Below are 17,169 nucleotides of genomic sequence, written 5' to 3' on the forward strand. Positions count from 1 at the left end.
GCCGGTGTCATGACTGCGCCACGCCTTCGCTGGCGTCACGCCAGTTCTGGTAGCGCGGATCCTCCCAGACGCGCCGGTGCAGGCGCGACATGCCTTCCGGGTCGTTGAGCAGGCGCCAGCGGGTCGCCTCGGCCGCGCCGCGCGGCCCGGCTTCGAGCACCTCCTTCAGGCGCTGCTCGCGCAGCCGGTCCGCTGCCGCCACCGCCTTGGCGTGACGCGCACGCGCCATGCCGCAGACCAGCGCGTTATAGATCGGGTTGACCGCGGCCATGAGAAACCCGTCGCGCAAGGCTTCGTCGTTGTTCTGCACGGTGTAGCGGTCCGTGGCGGCCAGCTCCGCGGGCGGCCGGTGCTCCTCGGGAATCAGAAACAGTTTCATCCGCCGCGTGGCCAGGCCTGGTGCGGTGCGGCTGGTCAGCACCGATACCGGCGCCGACAGCATCAACGAGACGACGATCGGCGCCAGCCACCAGAGGAAGGCCGGATCAAGCCAACCGACAAGGGCTGTCCAGAGCGCTCCGAGCAGCATCTGCGGGCCATGGCGTCTCAGGGCCTCGCCCCAGTGTGTCGCATTGTCAGCCCGCTGCGGCGACTTCCACTGTACCGACCAGCCAAGGAACGCCGCGGTGACGAAGACCGTGTGGAAGAGCATCCGCACCGGTGCAGCGAGCATGGAGAACAGTGTCTCCAGCAGCATCGAGAGCAGCACCCGGATACGCCCGCCGTATTCGCTCGCACCCTGTATCCAGATCAGCAGGACGCTGAGCAGCTTGGGCAGGAACAGCAGCGTCAGGGTCGCGGAGAACAGCGCGATCGCCTCCTGCGGGTGCCAGCGCGGCCATAGCGGGTAGAGCTGATTCGGCTGCAGGAAATACTCCGGCACCATCAGCGTGTGGATCGCCAGCAGGCCGGTCGAGAGAGCCAGGAAGGTGAACCACAGCGGGGCCGACAGGTACGACATGACCCCGGTGAGAAACACGAACCGGTGCACCGTGTGCATGCCCTTGACCAGGAACAACCGGAAGTTCATCAGATTGCCGTGGCACCAGCGGCGGTCGCGCTTGAGCTCGTCGAGGAGGTTGGGCGGCAGCTCTTCGTAACTGCCCGGCAGGTCATAGGCGATCCACACGCCCCAGCCGGCGCGGCGCATCAGCGCGGCCTCGACGAAGTCGTGCGAGAGGATATCGCCCGCGAAGGACCCCTTACCCGGCAGTGGCGCCAGGGCGCAATGCTCGATGAAGGGCTTCACCCGGATGATCGCGTTATGCCCCCAGTAGTGCGATTCGCCGAGTTGCCAGAAGTTGAGCCCGGCGGTGAACAGCGGGCCGTAGACGCGCGTCGCGAACTGCTGCATCCGCGCATAGAGGGTATCCATGCCTGATGCCTTGGGTGCGGTCTGGATGATGCCGGCGCCCGGGTTGGCTTCCATCAGCCGGACCAGGCTGGTCAGGCAGTCGCCACTCATGACGCTGTCGGCATCGAGCACGACCATGTAGCGGTAACTGCTGCCCCAGCGCCGGCAAAAGTCGTCGATGTTGCCGCTCTTGCGCTTCACCCGGCGACGGCGGCGGCGATAGAAGATGTGGCCAAAGCCATCCACATCGCGGCACAGCTCCAGCCAGGCCTTCTGCTCGGCGACGCAGGTGTCGGGATCGTTGCTGTCGCTGAGCACGAAGATATCGAAATGGGCAATCTGCCCGGTGGCTTTGAGCGACTCGTAGGTGGCGCGCAGGCCCGCGAATACCCGAGGGACATCCTCGTTGGCGATCGGCATCACCAGCGCGGTGCGGGCATCGGGCGGGATCGGCTCGTCCCCCAGGGTGGTGGCCGAAATGTTGTAGCGGTCCCGCCCACGGAGCAACTGAATGAAGCCCATCAGGGCCGTCCAGAAACCGACCGAGACCCAGCAGAAGAGCAAGGCGAACAGCATCAGGATGCTGGTCTGTACCACGTAAGGCAGGATCTGCCGTGCCGATTCCTGCAACGGCTGCTGATAGACCTCCTGCAGGTCCACCAGCGCCCAGCCCTGATAGGGCAACACCGATTTCATGTGCCAGGTGGCGACAGCCGTCTGGATGAGCATGAGCAACAGCAGGACGGTGCGGCGTACGGCAGCGACCCGGCGCCAACCGGTGCGTTCGACGACGGGCGGCGCCGAAACGGTGCGATTCTTGCGCCGCAGCAACCGCCACCAGCTCAGGCGCAGGATATTGGTGTGCCAGGGTTCGGGAACCATGCGGGTGCGCACGATCGGTGGCGTCGAGCGAATGCACACGCGGCCTTGATGGTCGCGGCCGAGAGCACCGGCCCGCTCGAGGGTGTCGTGCCAGCCAAGCCGCAATCGCGCCGCGACGCTCGACATGAAGGCGTCACCCGCCCCCTCGCGACCCTCGTCCCCGGCCAGGCACCGATGCAGGTCGTCCAGCCCGCCGCCTGTCTGCTCCACAGCCGCTGCCAGCGTCCGCCGCTGCTCAGCTGTCAGCGGCATCCGCTCCAGATAGCCGTCGATGACGGCAGGCGCTGCGACATTACTCATTGCTGGGGATCTGGTAGGTCCAGGTTTCCGAAAGCGTATTCTCGCCTTCGACCAGAGCCGCCCGCAGCTCCACCGGACGCGCCGGGTCTCGCACCCGCAGGCGCAAGGTCAGGCGCCAGCCATCGGTCACCGGGTTGTGGCGCAGGTTGTTCTCCACCAGCTCGGCGTTGTCATCGACGCTCACTCGGGTGCTGACCATGGCCTCGGGGGCCAGCTTGGCCAGGTTGGGCCCGACGAAATCGACGATCAGCGCGGTGGTGCCATCCGGCTGGCGGATCAGATTGGACTGTTTGACGTCGCCCGTGGACAACCGCGTCTGGCTTACCCAGGCCCGCTCGGGATCGTGCAGGGCAGGCTCGTTCATGGTGAAGTGCAGCAGGTAGCCGAAGTCCAGCGGTTCTCCCGGCTGCGGCTGCTCATCCGGCACCCAGAAAGCCACGATGTTGTCGTTGGTTTCGTCGGGCGTGGGGATCTCGATCAGCTCCACCCGGCCCTTGCCCCAGTTGCCGCGCGGCTCGATCCAGCCGCTCGGGCGCAGCTCGTAGCGGTCGTCGAGGTCCTCGTAGCGGGAGAACTCGCGCGTCCGTTGCAGCAGGCCGAAGCCGCGCGGATTTTCGACCGGGAAGCTGCTGATAGCCAGCCGCTTTGGATTGTTCAGCGGCCGCCAGAGCCATTCGCCGTCACCACTGTGCACCGCCAGCCCTTCGGAGTCGTGCAGTTGAGGGCGGTAGTTGAGCTGCGGGCTGGGCTGGTTCGAACCGAACAGGTACATGCTGGTCAGGGCACCGAGGCCGAGCTTCTCGACCGGCTGGCGCAGGAACACGCGCGCCTGCACGTCGACGGTACTGTCCTTGCCGGGCGTGACCACCAGTCGATAGGCACCGGTCGCGCGCGGTGAATCGAGCAAGGCGTAGATGATCAGGTTGCGCCGATCGGCCTGTGGGCGTTCGAGCCAGAACTCGCGGAACCAGGGAAACTCCTCGCCGCCGGGCAAAGCGGTGTCGATCGCCAGGCCCCGCGCCGACAGACCGTACACCTGACCCTTGCCGATTACACGAAAGTAGCTGGCGCCGAGCACGGAAATGAGCTCGTCGGCCTTGTCCGCCTTGTTCAGCGGATAGAGCACCTTGAAACCGGCGAAGCCGAGGTTTTCCAGCGATTTGGGATCGACCTGGACGTTGCCGAAATCGAACATCTCGGGATCGTAGGTGACCTCTTTTACGCCGCTTGCGGTGATCTCGTTGATCCGTACGGGCACATCGAAATGCATGCCCTGATGGTAGAACTGCACCTCGAAGGGCGTCTCGGCGTCATGCCAGAGGGCCTTTTCATTGCGAAAGCGCAGTTGCTGGTAATCGCCGAACGCCATGTCGCGAAATACCGGCTGCAGGTTGCTGCGCGGGGCGACGAAGCTTTCGTTCGCCAGCTTTTCGGCCTTGGCGGCCACATCATCGATGCCGAATGCCCACGCCGTGCCGCTCAACAGCAGCATCGACAAACCAAGCGCTGCAGCTAGCGCCCCGTTACCTGACTTTTTAATGATCCGTGCCACCTTGCCTCCTGAATGACCACGAATGCCGCTGGTCGGGAACCGCCAACGATTGCCCTCTTTGGTCTATCGGAACGGCAAATGATTCCCGACGGGGTGTAAAGGAATCGACACAACGCCCATCCCTTCGCGCACCCGTTGCATGCCGCGCTCCAGAGGCTCAGCGGGGCGCCGCGATAGACTTCACGGCTGCCAGCCAGGCCTCATCCAATTGCCGTTGATCGGGCTCGAGCCCCTGCGCCAGCATCGCCTCGCGGTGGCGCTCGATCTCGGCCTGCTGCTCGGCCAGCGCGGACGTATTGCCATCCAGCTCGTGCATTTGCATCAGCCCCAGGTGGTAAAAGCGCAGCAGCTTCATGGCCGACGCATCACCTGCCGCGACGCCTGCCTTGACCTGGTGCATGACATTGGTAACGCGCATCAGGCTGCGCTTGAGCCGCCATCCGTAGACCGCGCAGGCCATCCAGGGTTGCGGCCAGAATACCGACCGCACCAGTGCCGCGGTGATGAGAAGCCCGGCCACTACGCCGGCAATGTTGAGCCGCAGGTTGTTACCGCCCGGCTCGCCGAACACGGCCACCGCCAGCATGGCGAGGCCCATGGCCAGCACCGCGAAGGTCGCGACCACGATCAGGCTGCTCAGCCGTGTCTGCTGCCGGTAACGGGCGGGGTTCATCGGTTCGATCTCGAATGCCACCATCTGGGGCTGTCCTCTGCGTCTGGGTCTGAAGCGACCTTGGAAGGTGCATTATGATGCAGCCGCCTGCCGGGCCGTTGCTCCAGGACATCCGACGTGCACCGTCTCGCCCGCACCCATCGCTCAGGAGCCCTCATATGCGCCGACTGGTCACGCCTGCCGACTTCGACCGCGTTCACGACATCTACATGGACGCGCATGTGGTGCGCTACCTGGGGTTCGATCCCATGCCACGCGAGGCCTTCGCCAGGGTGTTCGATCCGCTGTTCGACAGTGGCTGCTTCTATGTCTACGAGGTAGACACGCGTGTGCAAGGCTTCTACCAGGTACAGCGGCATCGTGGACGCGCCGCGCATGTCGCCTACCTCGGGACATTCGCCGTCGCGCCGGACGTCCAGGGTCAGGGCGTAGCACGGGCGATGATGACGGACGCGCTGGCCAGGCTGCGCCAGGCAGGCATCCGCCGGGTCGAGCTGCTGGTCGAGGCAGACAATCCCCGCGCCATCGCGTTCTACGAAGGGTTCGGGTTCAGCCACGAAGGGACTCAGCGCGCCGCTTACAAACGAGCGTCCGAGCCGGGATATATCGATGAATTGATGTACGGTCTGCTCATCGAGCAGCCCTGAGGGCAGCGGCGCACCGCGCGGGTGCGCGCCGCCCCACCACTCAGGCCATCAGCTTGGTGGTCAGCTTCGCCACGTGCTCGCCCTGGAAACGGGCGATGGCCAGCTCCTTCTCCGACGGCTGCCGCGAGCCGTCACCCCCGGCGATGGTCGAAGCGCCGTAGGGCGTACCACCGTTGACCTCGGAAATGTCGAAAAACTCGCTGATGCCGTATCCGGTCGGCACGATGACCATCCCGTGATGCGCCAGGGTGGTCCAGGTCGAGGTGATGGTCATTTCCTGCCCGCCGCCGGTGCCGGTGGAGGTAAACACGCTCCCTACCTTGCCGTGCAACGCGCCCTTGGCCCAGAGACCGCCGGTCTGGTCGAAGAAGGTGCGCATCTGGCTGGACATGTTGCCGAAGCGCGTGGGCGTGCCGACGATGATCGCGTCGTAGTCCGCCAGCTCCGCGGGGCTTGCCACCGGCGCCTGCTGGTCGACCTTGCCGCCGGCGTTCTTGAACGCCTCGGCCGGCATGGTTTCCGGCACGCGCTTGATCGTCACTTCGGCGCCCGGCACGCGACGCGCACCTTCGGCAACCGCGTTGGCCATGGTTTCGATGTGGCCGTACATCGAGTGGTACAGCACGAGAACTTTCGCCATTTCGCTTTCCTCTTCCTGGTTGTGATTGATCTGTTCGTTTCGCTCAGCGGACGTCCACCAGCACGATTTCGCTATCTTCCAGCGCCTTGACCGTCACCCGCTCCACGCCCTGCACGGCAATGCCGTCGCGTGCCGCGGCGACCTGCCCGTCGATTTCGATGCGCCCGCTGGCGGGCACCAGATAGACCTTGCGATCCGCGCCGATCGCGTACTCGGCAACCTGGCCGGCCGAAAGCGTAGCGGCGACCAGCCGGGCGTCCGCTCGGATCGGCAGGGCCTCCTCGTCACCCGCCATGCCGCTGGCCAGGGTAACGAAGCTGCCGGCACGCTCCCCCACCGGGAAGGGCTGGGTTCCCCAGGCCGGCGGCAGGCCGGAGCGGTCCGGATAGATCCAGATCTGGAAGATTTCGGTGGACTCGTCTTCGAGGTTGTATTCGCTGTGGGCGATGCCGGTGCCGGCACTCATCACCTGCACATCGCCTGCGACCGTCCGCCCCCGGTTACCGAGGCTGTCCTCATGGGTGATCGCACCCTTGCGCACGTAGGTGATGATCTCCATGTCGCGATGCGGGTGGGTGGGAAAGCCCGACTGCGGGGCGATGACATCGTCGTTCCAGACACGCAACCGTCCCCAGTTCATCCGCGCCGGGTCGTGGTACTCGGCAAAGGAAAAGTGATGGTGCGCATTCAGCCAGCCGTGGTTGGCGGCACCGAGCGTTGAGTAGGGACGGATCTCGATCATGGAGGGCTTCCTGTGTGACCGCCTCGGCGCCATGCCTCGGTAACGGAATGGCGCCATATTCCATCCAATCGATTAGTTATTGCTTGGATATTTCCGCTATGTTTTATCGAAGATATCGATAGTTCTGGTTTCAAGCGAGAAACCGCAGGGTCTCCCCGAGCACCTCGTCAGGCACCTCTTCAGGTAGATAGTGGCCGGCGGGCAGCGCCTTGCCCTGTACGTCCCGCGCGACCGCACGCCACTCCTCGAGCGGTTCGAAGCAGCGCTGGATAACGCCCCGCTCCCCCCAGAGCACCAGCAGGGGCGCTTCGATCAGACGTCCTGCGGCGCGATCCTCGCGGTCGTGCTCAAGGTCGATGCCGGCACTGGCGCGGTAGTCCTCGCAGAAGGCATGGGCGGCACCGGGCAGCTTCAGGCAGCGCAGGTATTCGGCGTAGGCGGCCTCGCTGAACGGATGCGCATGGTCGGCACGGGTCGCCACGGCGGTCTGCAGCACGAGTTCCGGATCCGCCTCCAGCAGCCGTTCGGGCAGCGGTGCCGGGCGGATCAGGAAGAACCAGTGCCAGTAGGCGCGGGCGAAGGTCTCGTCGGTCTGACTGTACATCGCGAGCGTCGGCGCGATATCCAGGAGGATCAGCCGCCGAACGGCGCCGGGATGATCCATGGCCAGGCGGTGACTGACCCGCGCGCCACGGTCATGGCCAAGGATGTCGAACCGTTCGAAGCCCAACCGACGCATCAGCTCGACCTGATCGAGCGCCATTTCGCGCTTGCTGTAGGCCACGTGGTTTCCGCCGCCTTCCGGTTTGCTGCTATCGCCGTAGCCGCGCAAATCGGCGGCGACCACGGTGAAACGTTCGGCCAGGCGATCGGCGATCAGGTGCCAGATCACGTGGGTCTGCGGATAGCCGTGCAGGAGCAACAATGGCGGGCCGGAGCCGCCCTGCCGGTAGGCGATCCGTACACCATTGACCTCGCGTTCGTCACGCTGGAACCGCTCGAACATGGCGCCACTCCTGCTGTCGGGAATCCTAAGCCTAGGCGCTGTTGGCCCAGGCGCAACGTCGCTTACCCCAAAGCCAGCGGCAGGAACAGCGCGATGAGGATGCCCAACAGGCTCATGCCCAACGCGGCGAAGGCGCCGCACTCATCGCCCTCCTCCAGGGCGCGAGCGGTGCCGATTGCGTGAGCGTTGATGCCATAGCTCAAGCCGCGTGCGGCCGGATGCTCGACGCCCGCCCAGCCCAGCAGCAGGGGTCCGAGTGCCGTGCCGATGACGCCGGTGAGCATGACGAACACGGCGGCCAGCGATGCGAGCCCGCCCAGTTGTTCGGCCACCAGCATGGCGATCGGCATGGTCGCGGCTTTTGGCGACAGGCTCATCAGTACGTCCAGCTCTGCGCCGAGCGCCCGGGCGATCAGCAGGGTCAGCACGACACCCAGCACGCCGCCGGTAACAAGGGTGATCAGGATCGGCCAGAACAGTTGCCGGATACGCCGCACATGGCGGTACAGCGGCACTGCCAGCGCCACGGTGGCCGGCCCGACCAGCACTGCGATCATCGAGGCGTTGGCGCGATAGCTCGCATAGTCGATGCCGCACAGGTAGAGCGTGCCCACGACCAGGAGCATGCCGACCATGACCGGTTGCAGCACCAGCCAGCCACTGCGCCGATAGATCGCGAGCGCCAGTTGGAAGGCGATCAGTGTCAGCCCCACGGCGAACAACGGGTGGTCCAGCGTCGAGGCCCATACGCCGCGCCAATCGATGCCGCTCATGCCTGATCCTCCGGCTGACGGTCCATTCGGCGGATCAGCAGCTGCATCAGCCAGCCGCAGAACGGCACCGTAACCACCAGCGAGAGCACCAGCCCGGCGGCGATGGCCGGCAGGTCCGCCAGTAGCGCAGCGCCACTGGTCATGATGCCCGCCGCCGGCACGATCAGCAGCAGTGGCAGGTACTGCAGCAGCAGCGCGGCGGTCTTTTCCAGCGGCTCGGGAATGCCGCGGCGTACCAACAGCAGCACGAACAGCAGCAACATGCCGATGATCGGGCCCGGCAGCGCCGGCAGCAGCGACAGGTGGATGACGCTGCCGATCAGTTGCAGCACGACCAGCCAGGTCAGGCCTTTGAGCATCATGGAGCGGGTCCTCGGGTGCGAATTAGAACGGGCCATCATGCCGTGACCGGTGCACGACGGCGAGCGCGACCGGACTATCGCTGGCCCGGTCCGGCTGAAACAGGTGCAGATGGCTCCGAAAAAGACGAATCAGCGAGACGGACGCCCGCGACCTGGCGTCGCAGCGTGCCCACCTCGTGTCGGCACGCCCTATCCGGATCCAGCCCATGGGGACAGGCCTTTGCTGTAGCAAAGCTCCGTCCCGCCTGCCTTTCGATCGATCTGATCCGTATTTTTCCGCACTACCTGAGCCTGTTATGCAGCAGGTTTGCGCCCGATCATCCAGGCCGCCTGACTTGCCTGACTTGCCTGACGGGGCCACCCATGAACGATCGAATTCCAGTCACGCTCATCGAAACCCTCGATGCGCGTACGCCCATTCGCCTGACGCCGGCCCAGGCGGGTGGGCCCATCCACACGCGGTCTTTCACCGGCCGGTTTCGCGACTTGCGCCGGATCGGGGCCGGGCTTCTGCTGGCACTCTTCTTCGCCACTCAGTGGTTAACCTGGGAGGGTCGCCAGGCCGTGCTCTGGGACCTGGGCCGCCAGCAGTTCCATATCTTCGGTGCGACCTTCTGGCCGCAGGACTTCATCCTGCTCTCGGCCCTGTTGATCATTGCGGCCTTCGGCCTGTTCTTCATCACGGTGCTGGCCGGGCGGGCGTGGTGCGGCTATGCCTGCCCGCAGAGCATCTGGACCTGGATCTTCATGTGGGCCGAACGCGTCACCGAGGGCGACCGCCACCAGCGGATCAAGCTCGACGCCGCGTCCTGGTCCGTGGGCAAACTGGCGCGGCGAAGCGCCAAGCACAGTTTCTGGCTGGCAGTCAGCCTGGCAACGGCGGTCGCCTTCATCGGCTACTTCACACCGGTGCGCACGCTGGTCGCCGACCTGTTCAACCTGCAGCTGGGGCTGACCGAGGCCTTCTGGCTGTTCTTCTTCACCGCCGCGACCTATCTCAACGCCGGCTGGCTGCGGGAAAAGGTATGCGTGCACATGTGCCCCTACTCGCGCTTCCAGAGCGTGATGTTCGACCCGGATACCCTCGTCATCAGCTACGACGCCGCACGCGGCGAACAGCGCGGGGCACGGCGCAAGGACAGCGACCCACGTGCCCAGGGCCTAGGCGACTGCATCGACTGCACGCTCTGCGTTCAGGTTTGCCCGACGGGCATCGACATCCGTGACGGTCTGCAACTCGACTGCCTGAGCTGTGGCGCCTGCATCGACGCCTGCGACAGCGTGATGGACAAGATGGGCTACGCCCGCGGCCTGGTTCGCTACACCTCCGAACGCGCGCTCACCGGCGGCAGGACGCGATTGCTGAGGCCGCGCCTGGTCGGATACGCCGCCGCGCTGCTGGTGATGATCGGCGCCTTCACCTGGGCGCTGGCCGAGCGCCCTCAACTGTCGCTGGACGTGACGCGCGACCGCACGCTGTACCGGGAAAACCAGCACGGCCAGATCGAGAACATGTACAGCCTGAAGGTGATCAACAAGACCCAGCAGGCGCGCCGTTATCAGATCAGGCTGGACGACGAACGCTTCGAGTTGCACGCCCCACGCGAACTGCAGCTGGCGCCAGGCGAAATCGTCGATGTGCCGGTAAGCGTCGCGCTGCTCGACCAGGCCGAGTCGGTGGCCGGCGAGCTGCGGTTCGCCGTCAGCGATGCTGCCGAGCCGGAACGCCAGGTGAGCGCCCCGAGCACTTTCATCGCGCCACGGGTTCGCTGACGGGAACGGTACAACTGGATGGGTAACGAGCGACGAATCGGCGAGCCATGCCGTAGCATGGCCGGATTGCACAATCCTTCAGCCATGACCGGCGAGCACCTCGACCCATGAAGCGCTACGAGAAATTCGCTGACGAAATCGCCGAGCTGATCCGCTCCGGCGTGCTGAAAGTGGGCGAAAAGGTGCCGTCGGTACGCCATGCCAGCCGCACCTATGGCGTCAGTCCGTCCACCGTGTTCCAGGCTTACTACCTGTTGGAGGACCGTGGCCTCATTCAGGCGCGGGCCCGTTCGGGCTACTTCGTGCGCGAACATGCCAAGCGTCCGCTGCCTGAGCCCGAGATCAGCCCACGCCTGAGCGAGACCACGGATGTAGATGTCAGCGAACTGGTGTTCTCGGTGCTCGCCTCGCTGCGTGATCCGACCACCGTGCCCTTTGGCTCGGCCTTCCCCAGTCCCGAACTGTTTCCCTTGCAGCGACTGGCGCGGTCGATGGCGCAGACCGTGCGCGAGATGCCGGCGCGTGAAGTCGTGGCCGAAATGACCAGCGGCCATCCTGACCTGCGTCGCCAGATCGCCCTTCGTTACAGCGTCAGCGGCGTCCTGCCACCAATGGACGAACTGGTGATCACCACCGGTGCGATGGAGGCGCTGAATCTCTGTCTGCAGGTGGTCACCGAACCGGGCGATCTGGTCGCCATCGAGGCGCCGGCCTTCTACGCCACCTTGCAGGTACTGGAGCGGCTCAAGCTCAGGGCTGTCGAGATTCCGGTACATCCTCGCGACGGTATTGATCTGGACGTGCTAACGAGCAGCCTGGCGAGCCTGCCGATCAAGGCCTGCTGGTTCATGAGCAGCCTGCAGAATCCGCTCGGGGCAAGCATGGACGATAACCGGAAGCGGTCACTGTACGACTTGCTGCAGCGTCACCAGGTGCCGCTGATCGAGGATGACGTCTATGCCGAGCTGTATTTCACGCGTGAGCCGCCGAAACCGGTGAAAAGCCACGACCGTGACGGGCTGGTGATGCACTGCGGCTCCTTCTCCAAGAGCCTGGCGCCGGGCTACCGGATCGGCTGGGTAGCCGGTGGACGCTACGCCGAGCAGATCAGTCGCCTGAAGTTGATGACCACCATCTCACCTTCGGTGCCCGCCCAGGCCGCCATCGCCGACTACCTGCAACACGGCGGCTACGACCGTCACCTGCGCCGGCTGCGCCATGCGCTGGAACGCCAACAGGGCGAAATGCTCGCGTCCGCTGCGAGGCATTTCCCAGCCAGTACACGCGTCAGCCGCCCCAGCGGCGGCTACTTTCTCTGGTTCGAATTTCCCCAGGCGGTCGACTCGCTGCAGCTGCTGCAGATGGCCCTCGCCCAAGGCATCAGCCTGGCACCGGGGCCGATCTTTTCGGCCACGCGGCGCTTCGGCCATTGCGCCCGACTGAACCATGGGCATCCCTGGGATGCGCGCAGCGAACAGGCGATGGCGACGCTAGGGCGGATGATCCAGTCTTTTTGCGCCTGACACGGCGGCTAGATCTGGATGCTGCCCTGCAGGTACAGCACCGCGTGCCCGGCCACATGGACCCGTTCACCCTCGACGCGGCAATACAGCTCACCGCCGCGTCGCGATGCCTGGTGCGCCCACAGGCGGGTCTTGCCCAACCGCTCGCTCCAGTAAGGCGCGAGCCCGGCATGGATGGAGCCGGTGACCGGGTCTTCGTCGCCGCCATTGGCGGGCCAGAAATAACGCGAGACGAAGTCATGCTCGACGCCCGGTGCGGTGACGACCACATCCAGCGGCGCCAAGGCTTTCAGGGCGGCCAGATCGGGCGCCAGTTGGCGCACCTGACCTTCGTGCTCATACACGGCAAACCAGGCCTGGCGATTGCGCAACACCGCCTGCGGCGCCTCGCCGAGCCCCTGGAGCAACTCGGCAGGCGGGTGATTCACCCGTTCCGGTGCCCGGTTGGGGAAGTTCATCTCCAGCAGCCCATCATCCTGCCGATGGACCTGGATATCTCCCACCGCGGCGGCGCGAAAGGTCAGCGGCGCCGCCGCCAGCCCCTGCTCCAGCAGGACGAAGGCGCTGGCCAGAGTGGCGTGCCCGCAGAAATCGATTTCCGTCATGGGCGAGAACCAGCGGATATGGAAGGCGCCGTCCGCCTCACGCACCAGAAAGGCGGTCTCCGACAGGTTGTTTTCCAGCGCGATGGCCTGCATCTGCGCATCGCTTAACCACCCTTCCAGCAGCGGCACGACGGCAGCCGCATTGCCTTTGAAGGTCTGGTTGGTGAAGGCATCGACCTGGTAGATCGGGAGTTTCATGCTCGGCTCCTGGCTCGCGCATGCGCGCCAGCCGGCATGCGACGACGCGCAGTGTCGCCGGCGCCGAACGGCCCGGCAACCACGTCGGGCGTCGAGCGACGCCTGACGTGGCGCCTGGTCAGGCGCCTGCGCGGTTGCTGGCGGTCAGCGTCGGCTTCATGGGCGCAGCTGGCGCCGGTGGCTGGCACTGCGTGTGCGCGCCGGGCTCGAGGTAGGGCTGCAGGATCGGCGCCATGCCCTTGAGCACCTGCACCGGCAACGCCGAGGTGAACCGGAAGCTGTCCGCGCCGCGACCCGGCACGTAAGCCGTCAGGGTGCCGAAATGGTTCGGGCCTATGTAGAACACGAAGGTCGCGGTGCGGTTGAGCGCCAGCGAGCTGATCAGCCGGCCACCCGCACCGACGGTCTGGATGCGGTTGTCGCCGGTGCCGGTCTTGCCGCCCACGCGCAGCGGCTCGCCATCGGCCTGCATGAAGCTGCCGCGCAAGCGCCGTGCCGTGCCCCCCTCGACCACGCTGCCCAAGGCCTCCCGCAGGGCTGCGGCAACCTCACTGGGCAGCACCCGCTCACCGGCATCCGCGGCAATGCCCAGCCGCGTCTCGTACGGCGTGTCGCTGGCGAAATGCAGGCTGTCGATGCGCACGCTGGGCAAGCGCACGCCGTCGTTGACGATGATGCCCATAAGCTCGGCCAACGCGGCCGGACGATCACCCGAGCTGCCCAGCGCGGTCGCCAAGGACGGCACCAGGTGGTCGAACGGATAGCCCAGCCGCTGCCAGCGGCGATGAATATCGGTGAAAGCCTCCACTTCCAGCATGATGCGGATGCGGCTGTCGCGCGCACTCTTGTGACGGCTGCGGAACAGCCAGCCATAGACCTCCTGGCGCTCCGCGCTGCTGGCGGTGATGATCTCCGAAATGCCCGCCTCGGGGTGTTTGGTCAGGTAACCGAGCAGCCACAGGTCGAGCGGATGGACGCGGGCGATGTAGCCCTGGTCAGGCAGGCTGTAGGCGCCCGGGGCATAGCGCGTGTAGAGCGATTCGAGCAGTTTGTCGCTGAGGTCCGCGTCCGGCAGGCGCGTGCGCAGGAAGCGATCGAAGCCGGCACGGTCGGCCTCAGGCATGAGGTATCGGTGAACGGCGGCGAGCCGCGGCGCGGTTGGCCGCATGCCATCGAGCAATACCTCGATGCGCTCCTCGGTCGTCTTGCCGCGGTACTTCTTCCAGAACCGCTGCAGAAACACCGAGCCCTCGCGGTCGGCGAAGCGCCGAAGGTATTCGAGGCGCTCGGGATTGTCGTCAGTCTTAAGAAGCTCGACGCTGTTGGCGGTCTGGTAGGTGCTGTAACTCACCAGGTCGCGCATCAGCCGCACGAATGGCAGGTTGATCGACTCCTGCAGCGCCTCGCGCATGGTCGGCAGCCGACCATCGTCCTCGCGCCTGAAGTTGCCGAAGCGATGCATACCGGCACCGGTGAAGAAGCGCTCGGCGGGGCTTGCCGAATAACGCCGCTCCAGCGCGGCATCGAGCATGGCCGGGAGGTTGCGGTCCTCGTTCTGGATCAGGTAGCCCAGGGCCCAGCGCGTCAGCGGGTCGACCGCCTCGGCCTTGCGCAGCGCGGCAACATCGCGGCCGGCGTAGCGCCCGTGCAGCTCGGCGATGACTTCGAGGTAGGTGGTGAGCACTCGCAGCTTCGCCGTCGAGCCCAGCTCCAGCTTGCTGCCCTCGTTGATGTCGAAGGGCTGGTTGGTGTTGTCGGTCTGTACCCGCACACGGAAACCCTGCTCCCCGCGTTCGAACAGCGTGAAGCTGTAACGCACATCGCCGGTACGCTCGGGCGACAGCATGCGCTCGCCAAACAGGCCGACCTCGCCGGCGAAGGTCGGGTCCGCCAGGCGATGCAGGTAGTCGGTTACCTGACCTTGCAACTGGCCGTGTAGCGGCGTAGTCGCAGCCAGATCAAGCCGATCCAGCTCGTACAGCGACACGCCCAGCAGGCTGCTCAGGCGCATGCGAGCGGCGGTGATGCCCTTGCTCGACGGAACCTCGCGAACACCCGGCTCGAGGCGCAGATCGCGGTAGGTGACCTTCTGCAGCAAGGCGGCGTTGCGCAACCGCGTGCCGATTACCCCGCCGTTGGCCAGCAGGCGGATGTGGCTGTCGGTGAGTCTGGCCATGTCTTCTCGGCCCGCCCCGAGGTAATAGGAGGGCCTGCGCTGGGCAATCAGTAAGGACAGCACCTGGCGCAGGGCCAACCCCTGCGCTTCGTAGCTCGTACCGGCGTTGCGGCGTGAATCGAGCAGCCGGTTGACCTCAGCGAAGTCCGCGCCGAACCACAGGCGCAGGCCGTCGGCGATGCCATGCACCTCGCCATGCCCGTAGGCCGCCGAGAGCGGCACGCTGTTGAGGTAGTCGCGCACGATGCGCTGGCGGGTGACCATGGTCATCTGGCCTTCGCGATAGGTGCGCACGCTCGCCGAAACCATCTGCCGGAGCTTTTCCTCGGCGTTGCCGGTGCGCCCTTCGGGCGAGTGGCGATATTTCTCCACCTGTGTCGCCAGGGTGCTGCCCCCGGCCGCCTGGACTGGCAGGCCGAGCTTCTTCTCGACCTGGCTGATCGCAGCCATGGTGAAGCGCGGCCAGTCCACCGCCGGGTTGGCCTTGGGCCGGCCAGGATTAAGCAGGCCACGGTCCTCGATGAACATCAGGCTCATCGCCACCACCGGCGGAATGCCGTCGAAGCGCTCGTAGTACTGGTGCGGGTAGCTGTTCTCGTACAGCGGCTCGCCACGGCAATCGTCGATCGTCAGGCCCGCCTGGGATTTTTCCGGGTACGGCACGAAGAAGCCACGGTCGGCATAGCGCGCCAGTGCCGGCGAGAACCGGACCTGTTCGTGAATATCGAAGCCGCGCGCCGATAACCGCTGGAGAAATTCAGGCAGGGCCGAATAACCCAGGCGTCGGTCGAACGGGCCGGCTTCGGGAAACAGAATGCGGTCGCTTGCACCGGCTTCGAGCCGGTAGTCGAGCTTCTCGGCATAGCGACTCAGCCACAATGCCTGCAGCTTGGAGGTGTGCATTTCGTGCCAGGCGGCGTAACCCCCGCCGGCCAATAACGATACGCCCAGCAACAGGCTCATCCGGCGTGCGAGGCGGTTACCTTTGTTGGGTTTTTTCGGGGGAATGCCCGGCCGTGACAGGCGGCTGCCCCGCCCCGTCCGGGATGTATCGGATTGCCATACTGCGCCCATGGTCTCTGGCCTGGCTTCCTTGAGGAATCATGGGCTTAAGCTTAGCTGGCGCGGCTTGCCCAGCGGGGTCGAGCAGACGAACGGAGCGGCGCTCGCAGCCGCCTTTTCGGCCCCTCTTCGCGCCGTTTTTTTCTGCCTTCGATCATTCGATCCAGTGCGGATAGAACCCCAGTCCGGACGGTGCGGCGGAGGCGTCCACACGCAGGATCTGCGCCGGCAGCGGCTTCTGGCTTGAGCGGTCGTCCTCGGGGTCGCCGGCGAAGAAGTATCGACGCCCGTCGTCGAGCGTGAGAAACAGCCCCAACGCACCGTGCCCGGGCCGCTTCACCAGCACTAGCCGTTCGTCGCCGAACAGGTCCAGGCTCTCGTCAAAGCCCAGATAGGCACGCCGCTGGAACGGCAGCGGTCGCCACCGCACGCCGTGGGCGAACTGTGCCGGAACGACCGCCGGCGGTGTTGCATGGGCCGCGTAGGCAATGCTTTCGGCGCTGGCCAGGACGGGTAACTCTGCGAAGTCCGCCAGCCCGGAGGCGTGCTCCCAGCGCGCACAGGCCAACAGCACCCGGTCGACCGCGATCCCGTCGCGATCGAGTTGATCGCGCGCCGGCGAGACCGCACCGTAGCGCTTCTCGCGCCACGGCAGGACGCTGTCCAGTTGCGCATCGACCTGCCGGCCGAGGCCCGTGCCGAAAAGCAGTCGGACGCCCTGGTGCTCGATGAGCACAGCCAGGTGATCGACCGGCACCGCCTCGACCCAGCCACCATCCCGCCAGGCGAACTCACCGCTGGAATGGGTCTGGGCCGTACGCACCAGGCTGAACCGGGTATCGGCCGCGTGCGAAGCACCGGCCAGCAGCATCAGGCAGAGAAACAACCACGAGCGACGCAT

Annotated in this window: 14 protein-coding genes; 3 read left to right on the forward strand and 11 right to left on the reverse strand. The window is 65.7% G+C overall.

Annotated elements, in window-relative coordinates; genetic code table 11:
• Positions 1 to 7: 7 nt before the first annotated feature.
• The 3 genes from mdoH to MST27_RS05200 form a co-directional block, all read right to left on the reverse strand.
• A complete protein-coding gene (mdoH, locus tag MST27_RS05190; RefSeq protein ID WP_243604942.1) occupies positions 8 to 2,536 on the reverse strand; it encodes a glucans biosynthesis glucosyltransferase MdoH in 2,529 nt (842 codons plus the stop codon).
• The gene (locus MST27_RS05195; protein ID WP_243605056.1) at positions 2,529 to 4,028 is read right to left on the reverse strand and encodes a glucan biosynthesis protein G; all 1,500 of its coding nucleotides are present in this window, start codon (positions 4,026 to 4,028) and stop codon (positions 2,529 to 2,531) included. Before MST27_RS05195 ends, mdoH begins: the two co-directional genes overlap by 8 nt.
• A 217-nt stretch (positions 4,029 to 4,245) precedes the next feature.
• Positions 4,246 to 4,785 carry a DUF3087 domain-containing protein gene (locus MST27_RS05200; RefSeq protein WP_243604943.1) on the reverse strand — a complete coding sequence of 180 codons (540 nt, stop codon included), beginning with the start codon at positions 4,783 to 4,785 and terminating at the stop codon, positions 4,246 to 4,248.
• Between the two features lie 134 nt (positions 4,786 to 4,919).
• Here MST27_RS05200 and MST27_RS05205 point away from each other — a divergent pair, with 134 nt between their 5' ends.
• On the forward strand, positions 4,920 to 5,408 hold the full coding sequence (locus tag MST27_RS05205) for a GNAT family N-acetyltransferase (protein ID WP_243604944.1): 489 nt from the start codon (positions 4,920 to 4,922) through the stop codon (positions 5,406 to 5,408).
• 40 nt (positions 5,409 to 5,448) lie between these two features.
• Here MST27_RS05205 and wrbA read toward each other — a convergent pair whose 3' ends face one another.
• The 5 genes from wrbA to MST27_RS05230 form a co-directional block, all read right to left on the reverse strand.
• The gene (wrbA, locus tag MST27_RS05210; RefSeq protein WP_243604945.1) at positions 5,449 to 6,048 is read right to left on the reverse strand and encodes an NAD(P)H:quinone oxidoreductase; all 600 of its coding nucleotides are present in this window, start codon (positions 6,046 to 6,048) and stop codon (positions 5,449 to 5,451) included.
• A 43-nt stretch (positions 6,049 to 6,091) separates the two neighbouring features.
• A complete protein-coding gene (locus MST27_RS05215) occupies positions 6,092 to 6,790 on the reverse strand; it encodes a pirin family protein (RefSeq protein ID WP_243604946.1) in 699 nt (232 codons plus the stop codon).
• Between the two features lie 130 nt (positions 6,791 to 6,920).
• Positions 6,921 to 7,796 (reverse strand): alpha/beta fold hydrolase, encoded by an 876-nt coding sequence (locus MST27_RS05220; protein ID WP_243604947.1) that lies wholly within the window; start codon positions 7,794 to 7,796, stop codon positions 6,921 to 6,923.
• Between the two features lie 62 nt (positions 7,797 to 7,858).
• Positions 7,859 to 8,569 carry an LrgB family protein gene (locus MST27_RS05225; RefSeq protein ID WP_243604948.1) on the reverse strand — a complete coding sequence of 237 codons (711 nt, stop codon included), beginning with the start codon at positions 8,567 to 8,569 and terminating at the stop codon, positions 7,859 to 7,861.
• Entirely contained in the window at positions 8,566 to 8,931 is a 366-nt protein-coding gene (locus MST27_RS05230; protein ID WP_243604949.1) for a CidA/LrgA family protein, read from the reverse strand. The genes MST27_RS05225 and MST27_RS05230 overlap by 4 nt, the downstream gene beginning before the upstream one ends.
• 363 nt (positions 8,932 to 9,294) lie before the next feature.
• Between MST27_RS05230 and ccoG the strand changes: the two genes are divergently transcribed.
• Positions 9,295 to 10,704 (forward strand): cytochrome c oxidase accessory protein CcoG, encoded by a 1,410-nt coding sequence (gene ccoG / locus MST27_RS05235; protein ID WP_243604950.1) that lies wholly within the window; start codon positions 9,295 to 9,297, stop codon positions 10,702 to 10,704.
• 107 nt (positions 10,705 to 10,811) lie between these two features.
• Positions 10,812 to 12,227 (forward strand): GntR family transcriptional regulator MpaR, encoded by a 1,416-nt coding sequence (gene mapR / locus MST27_RS05240; protein WP_243604951.1) that lies wholly within the window; start codon positions 10,812 to 10,814, stop codon positions 12,225 to 12,227.
• Between the two features lie 8 nt (positions 12,228 to 12,235).
• Here mapR and MST27_RS05245 read toward each other — a convergent pair whose 3' ends face one another.
• From MST27_RS05245 to MST27_RS05255, 3 genes are all read right to left on the reverse strand, one after another.
• Positions 12,236 to 13,018: a PhzF family phenazine biosynthesis protein gene (locus MST27_RS05245; protein ID WP_243605057.1), complete on the reverse strand. Its 783-nt coding sequence runs from the start codon at positions 13,016 to 13,018 to the stop codon at positions 12,236 to 12,238.
• A 130-nt stretch (positions 13,019 to 13,148) separates the two neighbouring features.
• Positions 13,149 to 16,280 carry a transglycosylase domain-containing protein gene (locus MST27_RS05250; protein ID WP_420864219.1) on the reverse strand — a complete coding sequence of 1,044 codons (3,132 nt, stop codon included), beginning with the start codon at positions 16,278 to 16,280 and terminating at the stop codon, positions 13,149 to 13,151.
• Between the two features lie 142 nt (positions 16,281 to 16,422).
• A complete protein-coding gene (locus MST27_RS05255; protein ID WP_243604953.1) occupies positions 16,423 to 17,169 on the reverse strand; it encodes an MBL fold metallo-hydrolase in 747 nt (248 codons plus the stop codon).

Origin of the sequence: Stutzerimonas marianensis, from assembly GCF_022810315.1 — a bacterium.
In the GTDB taxonomy this organism is placed as follows: domain Bacteria; phylum Pseudomonadota; class Gammaproteobacteria; order Pseudomonadales; family Pseudomonadaceae; genus Stutzerimonas; species Stutzerimonas marianensis.

Excerpts from the sequence above, each read along its gene's own strand:
- MST27_RS05200 (WP_243604943.1), bottom strand. The coding sequence starts at position 4,785 with ATGGTGGCATTCGAGATCGAACCGATGAACCCCGCCCGTTACCGGCAG.
- wrbA (WP_243604945.1), bottom strand. The coding sequence starts at position 6,048 with ATGGCGAAAGTTCTCGTGCTGTACCACTCGATGTACGGCCACATCGAA.
- mapR (WP_243604951.1), top strand. The coding sequence starts at position 10,812 with ATGAAGCGCTACGAGAAATTCGCTGACGAAATCGCCGAGCTGATCCGC.
- MST27_RS05220 (WP_243604947.1), bottom strand. The coding sequence starts at position 7,796 with ATGTTCGAGCGGTTCCAGCGTGACGAACGCGAGGTCAATGGTGTACGG.
- ccoG (WP_243604950.1), top strand. The coding sequence starts at position 9,295 with ATGAACGATCGAATTCCAGTCACGCTCATCGAAACCCTCGATGCGCGT.
- MST27_RS05225 (WP_243604948.1), bottom strand. The coding sequence starts at position 8,569 with ATGAGCGGCATCGATTGGCGCGGCGTATGGGCCTCGACGCTGGACCAC.
- MST27_RS05205 (WP_243604944.1), top strand. The coding sequence starts at position 4,920 with ATGCGCCGACTGGTCACGCCTGCCGACTTCGACCGCGTTCACGACATC.
- MST27_RS05255 (WP_243604953.1), bottom strand. The coding sequence starts at position 17,169 with ATGCGTCGCTCGTGGTTGTTTCTCTGCCTGATGCTGCTGGCCGGTGCT.
- MST27_RS05230 (WP_243604949.1), bottom strand. The coding sequence starts at position 8,931 with ATGATGCTCAAAGGCCTGACCTGGCTGGTCGTGCTGCAACTGATCGGC.
- MST27_RS05215 (WP_243604946.1), bottom strand. The coding sequence starts at position 6,790 with ATGATCGAGATCCGTCCCTACTCAACGCTCGGTGCCGCCAACCACGGC.
- mdoH (WP_243604942.1), bottom strand. The coding sequence starts at position 2,536 with ATGAGTAATGTCGCAGCGCCTGCCGTCATCGACGGCTATCTGGAGCGG.
- MST27_RS05250 (WP_420864219.1), bottom strand. The coding sequence starts at position 16,280 with ATGGGCGCAGTATGGCAATCCGATACATCCCGGACGGGGCGGGGCAGC.
- MST27_RS05195 (WP_243605056.1), bottom strand. The coding sequence starts at position 4,028 with ATGCTGCTGTTGAGCGGCACGGCGTGGGCATTCGGCATCGATGATGTG.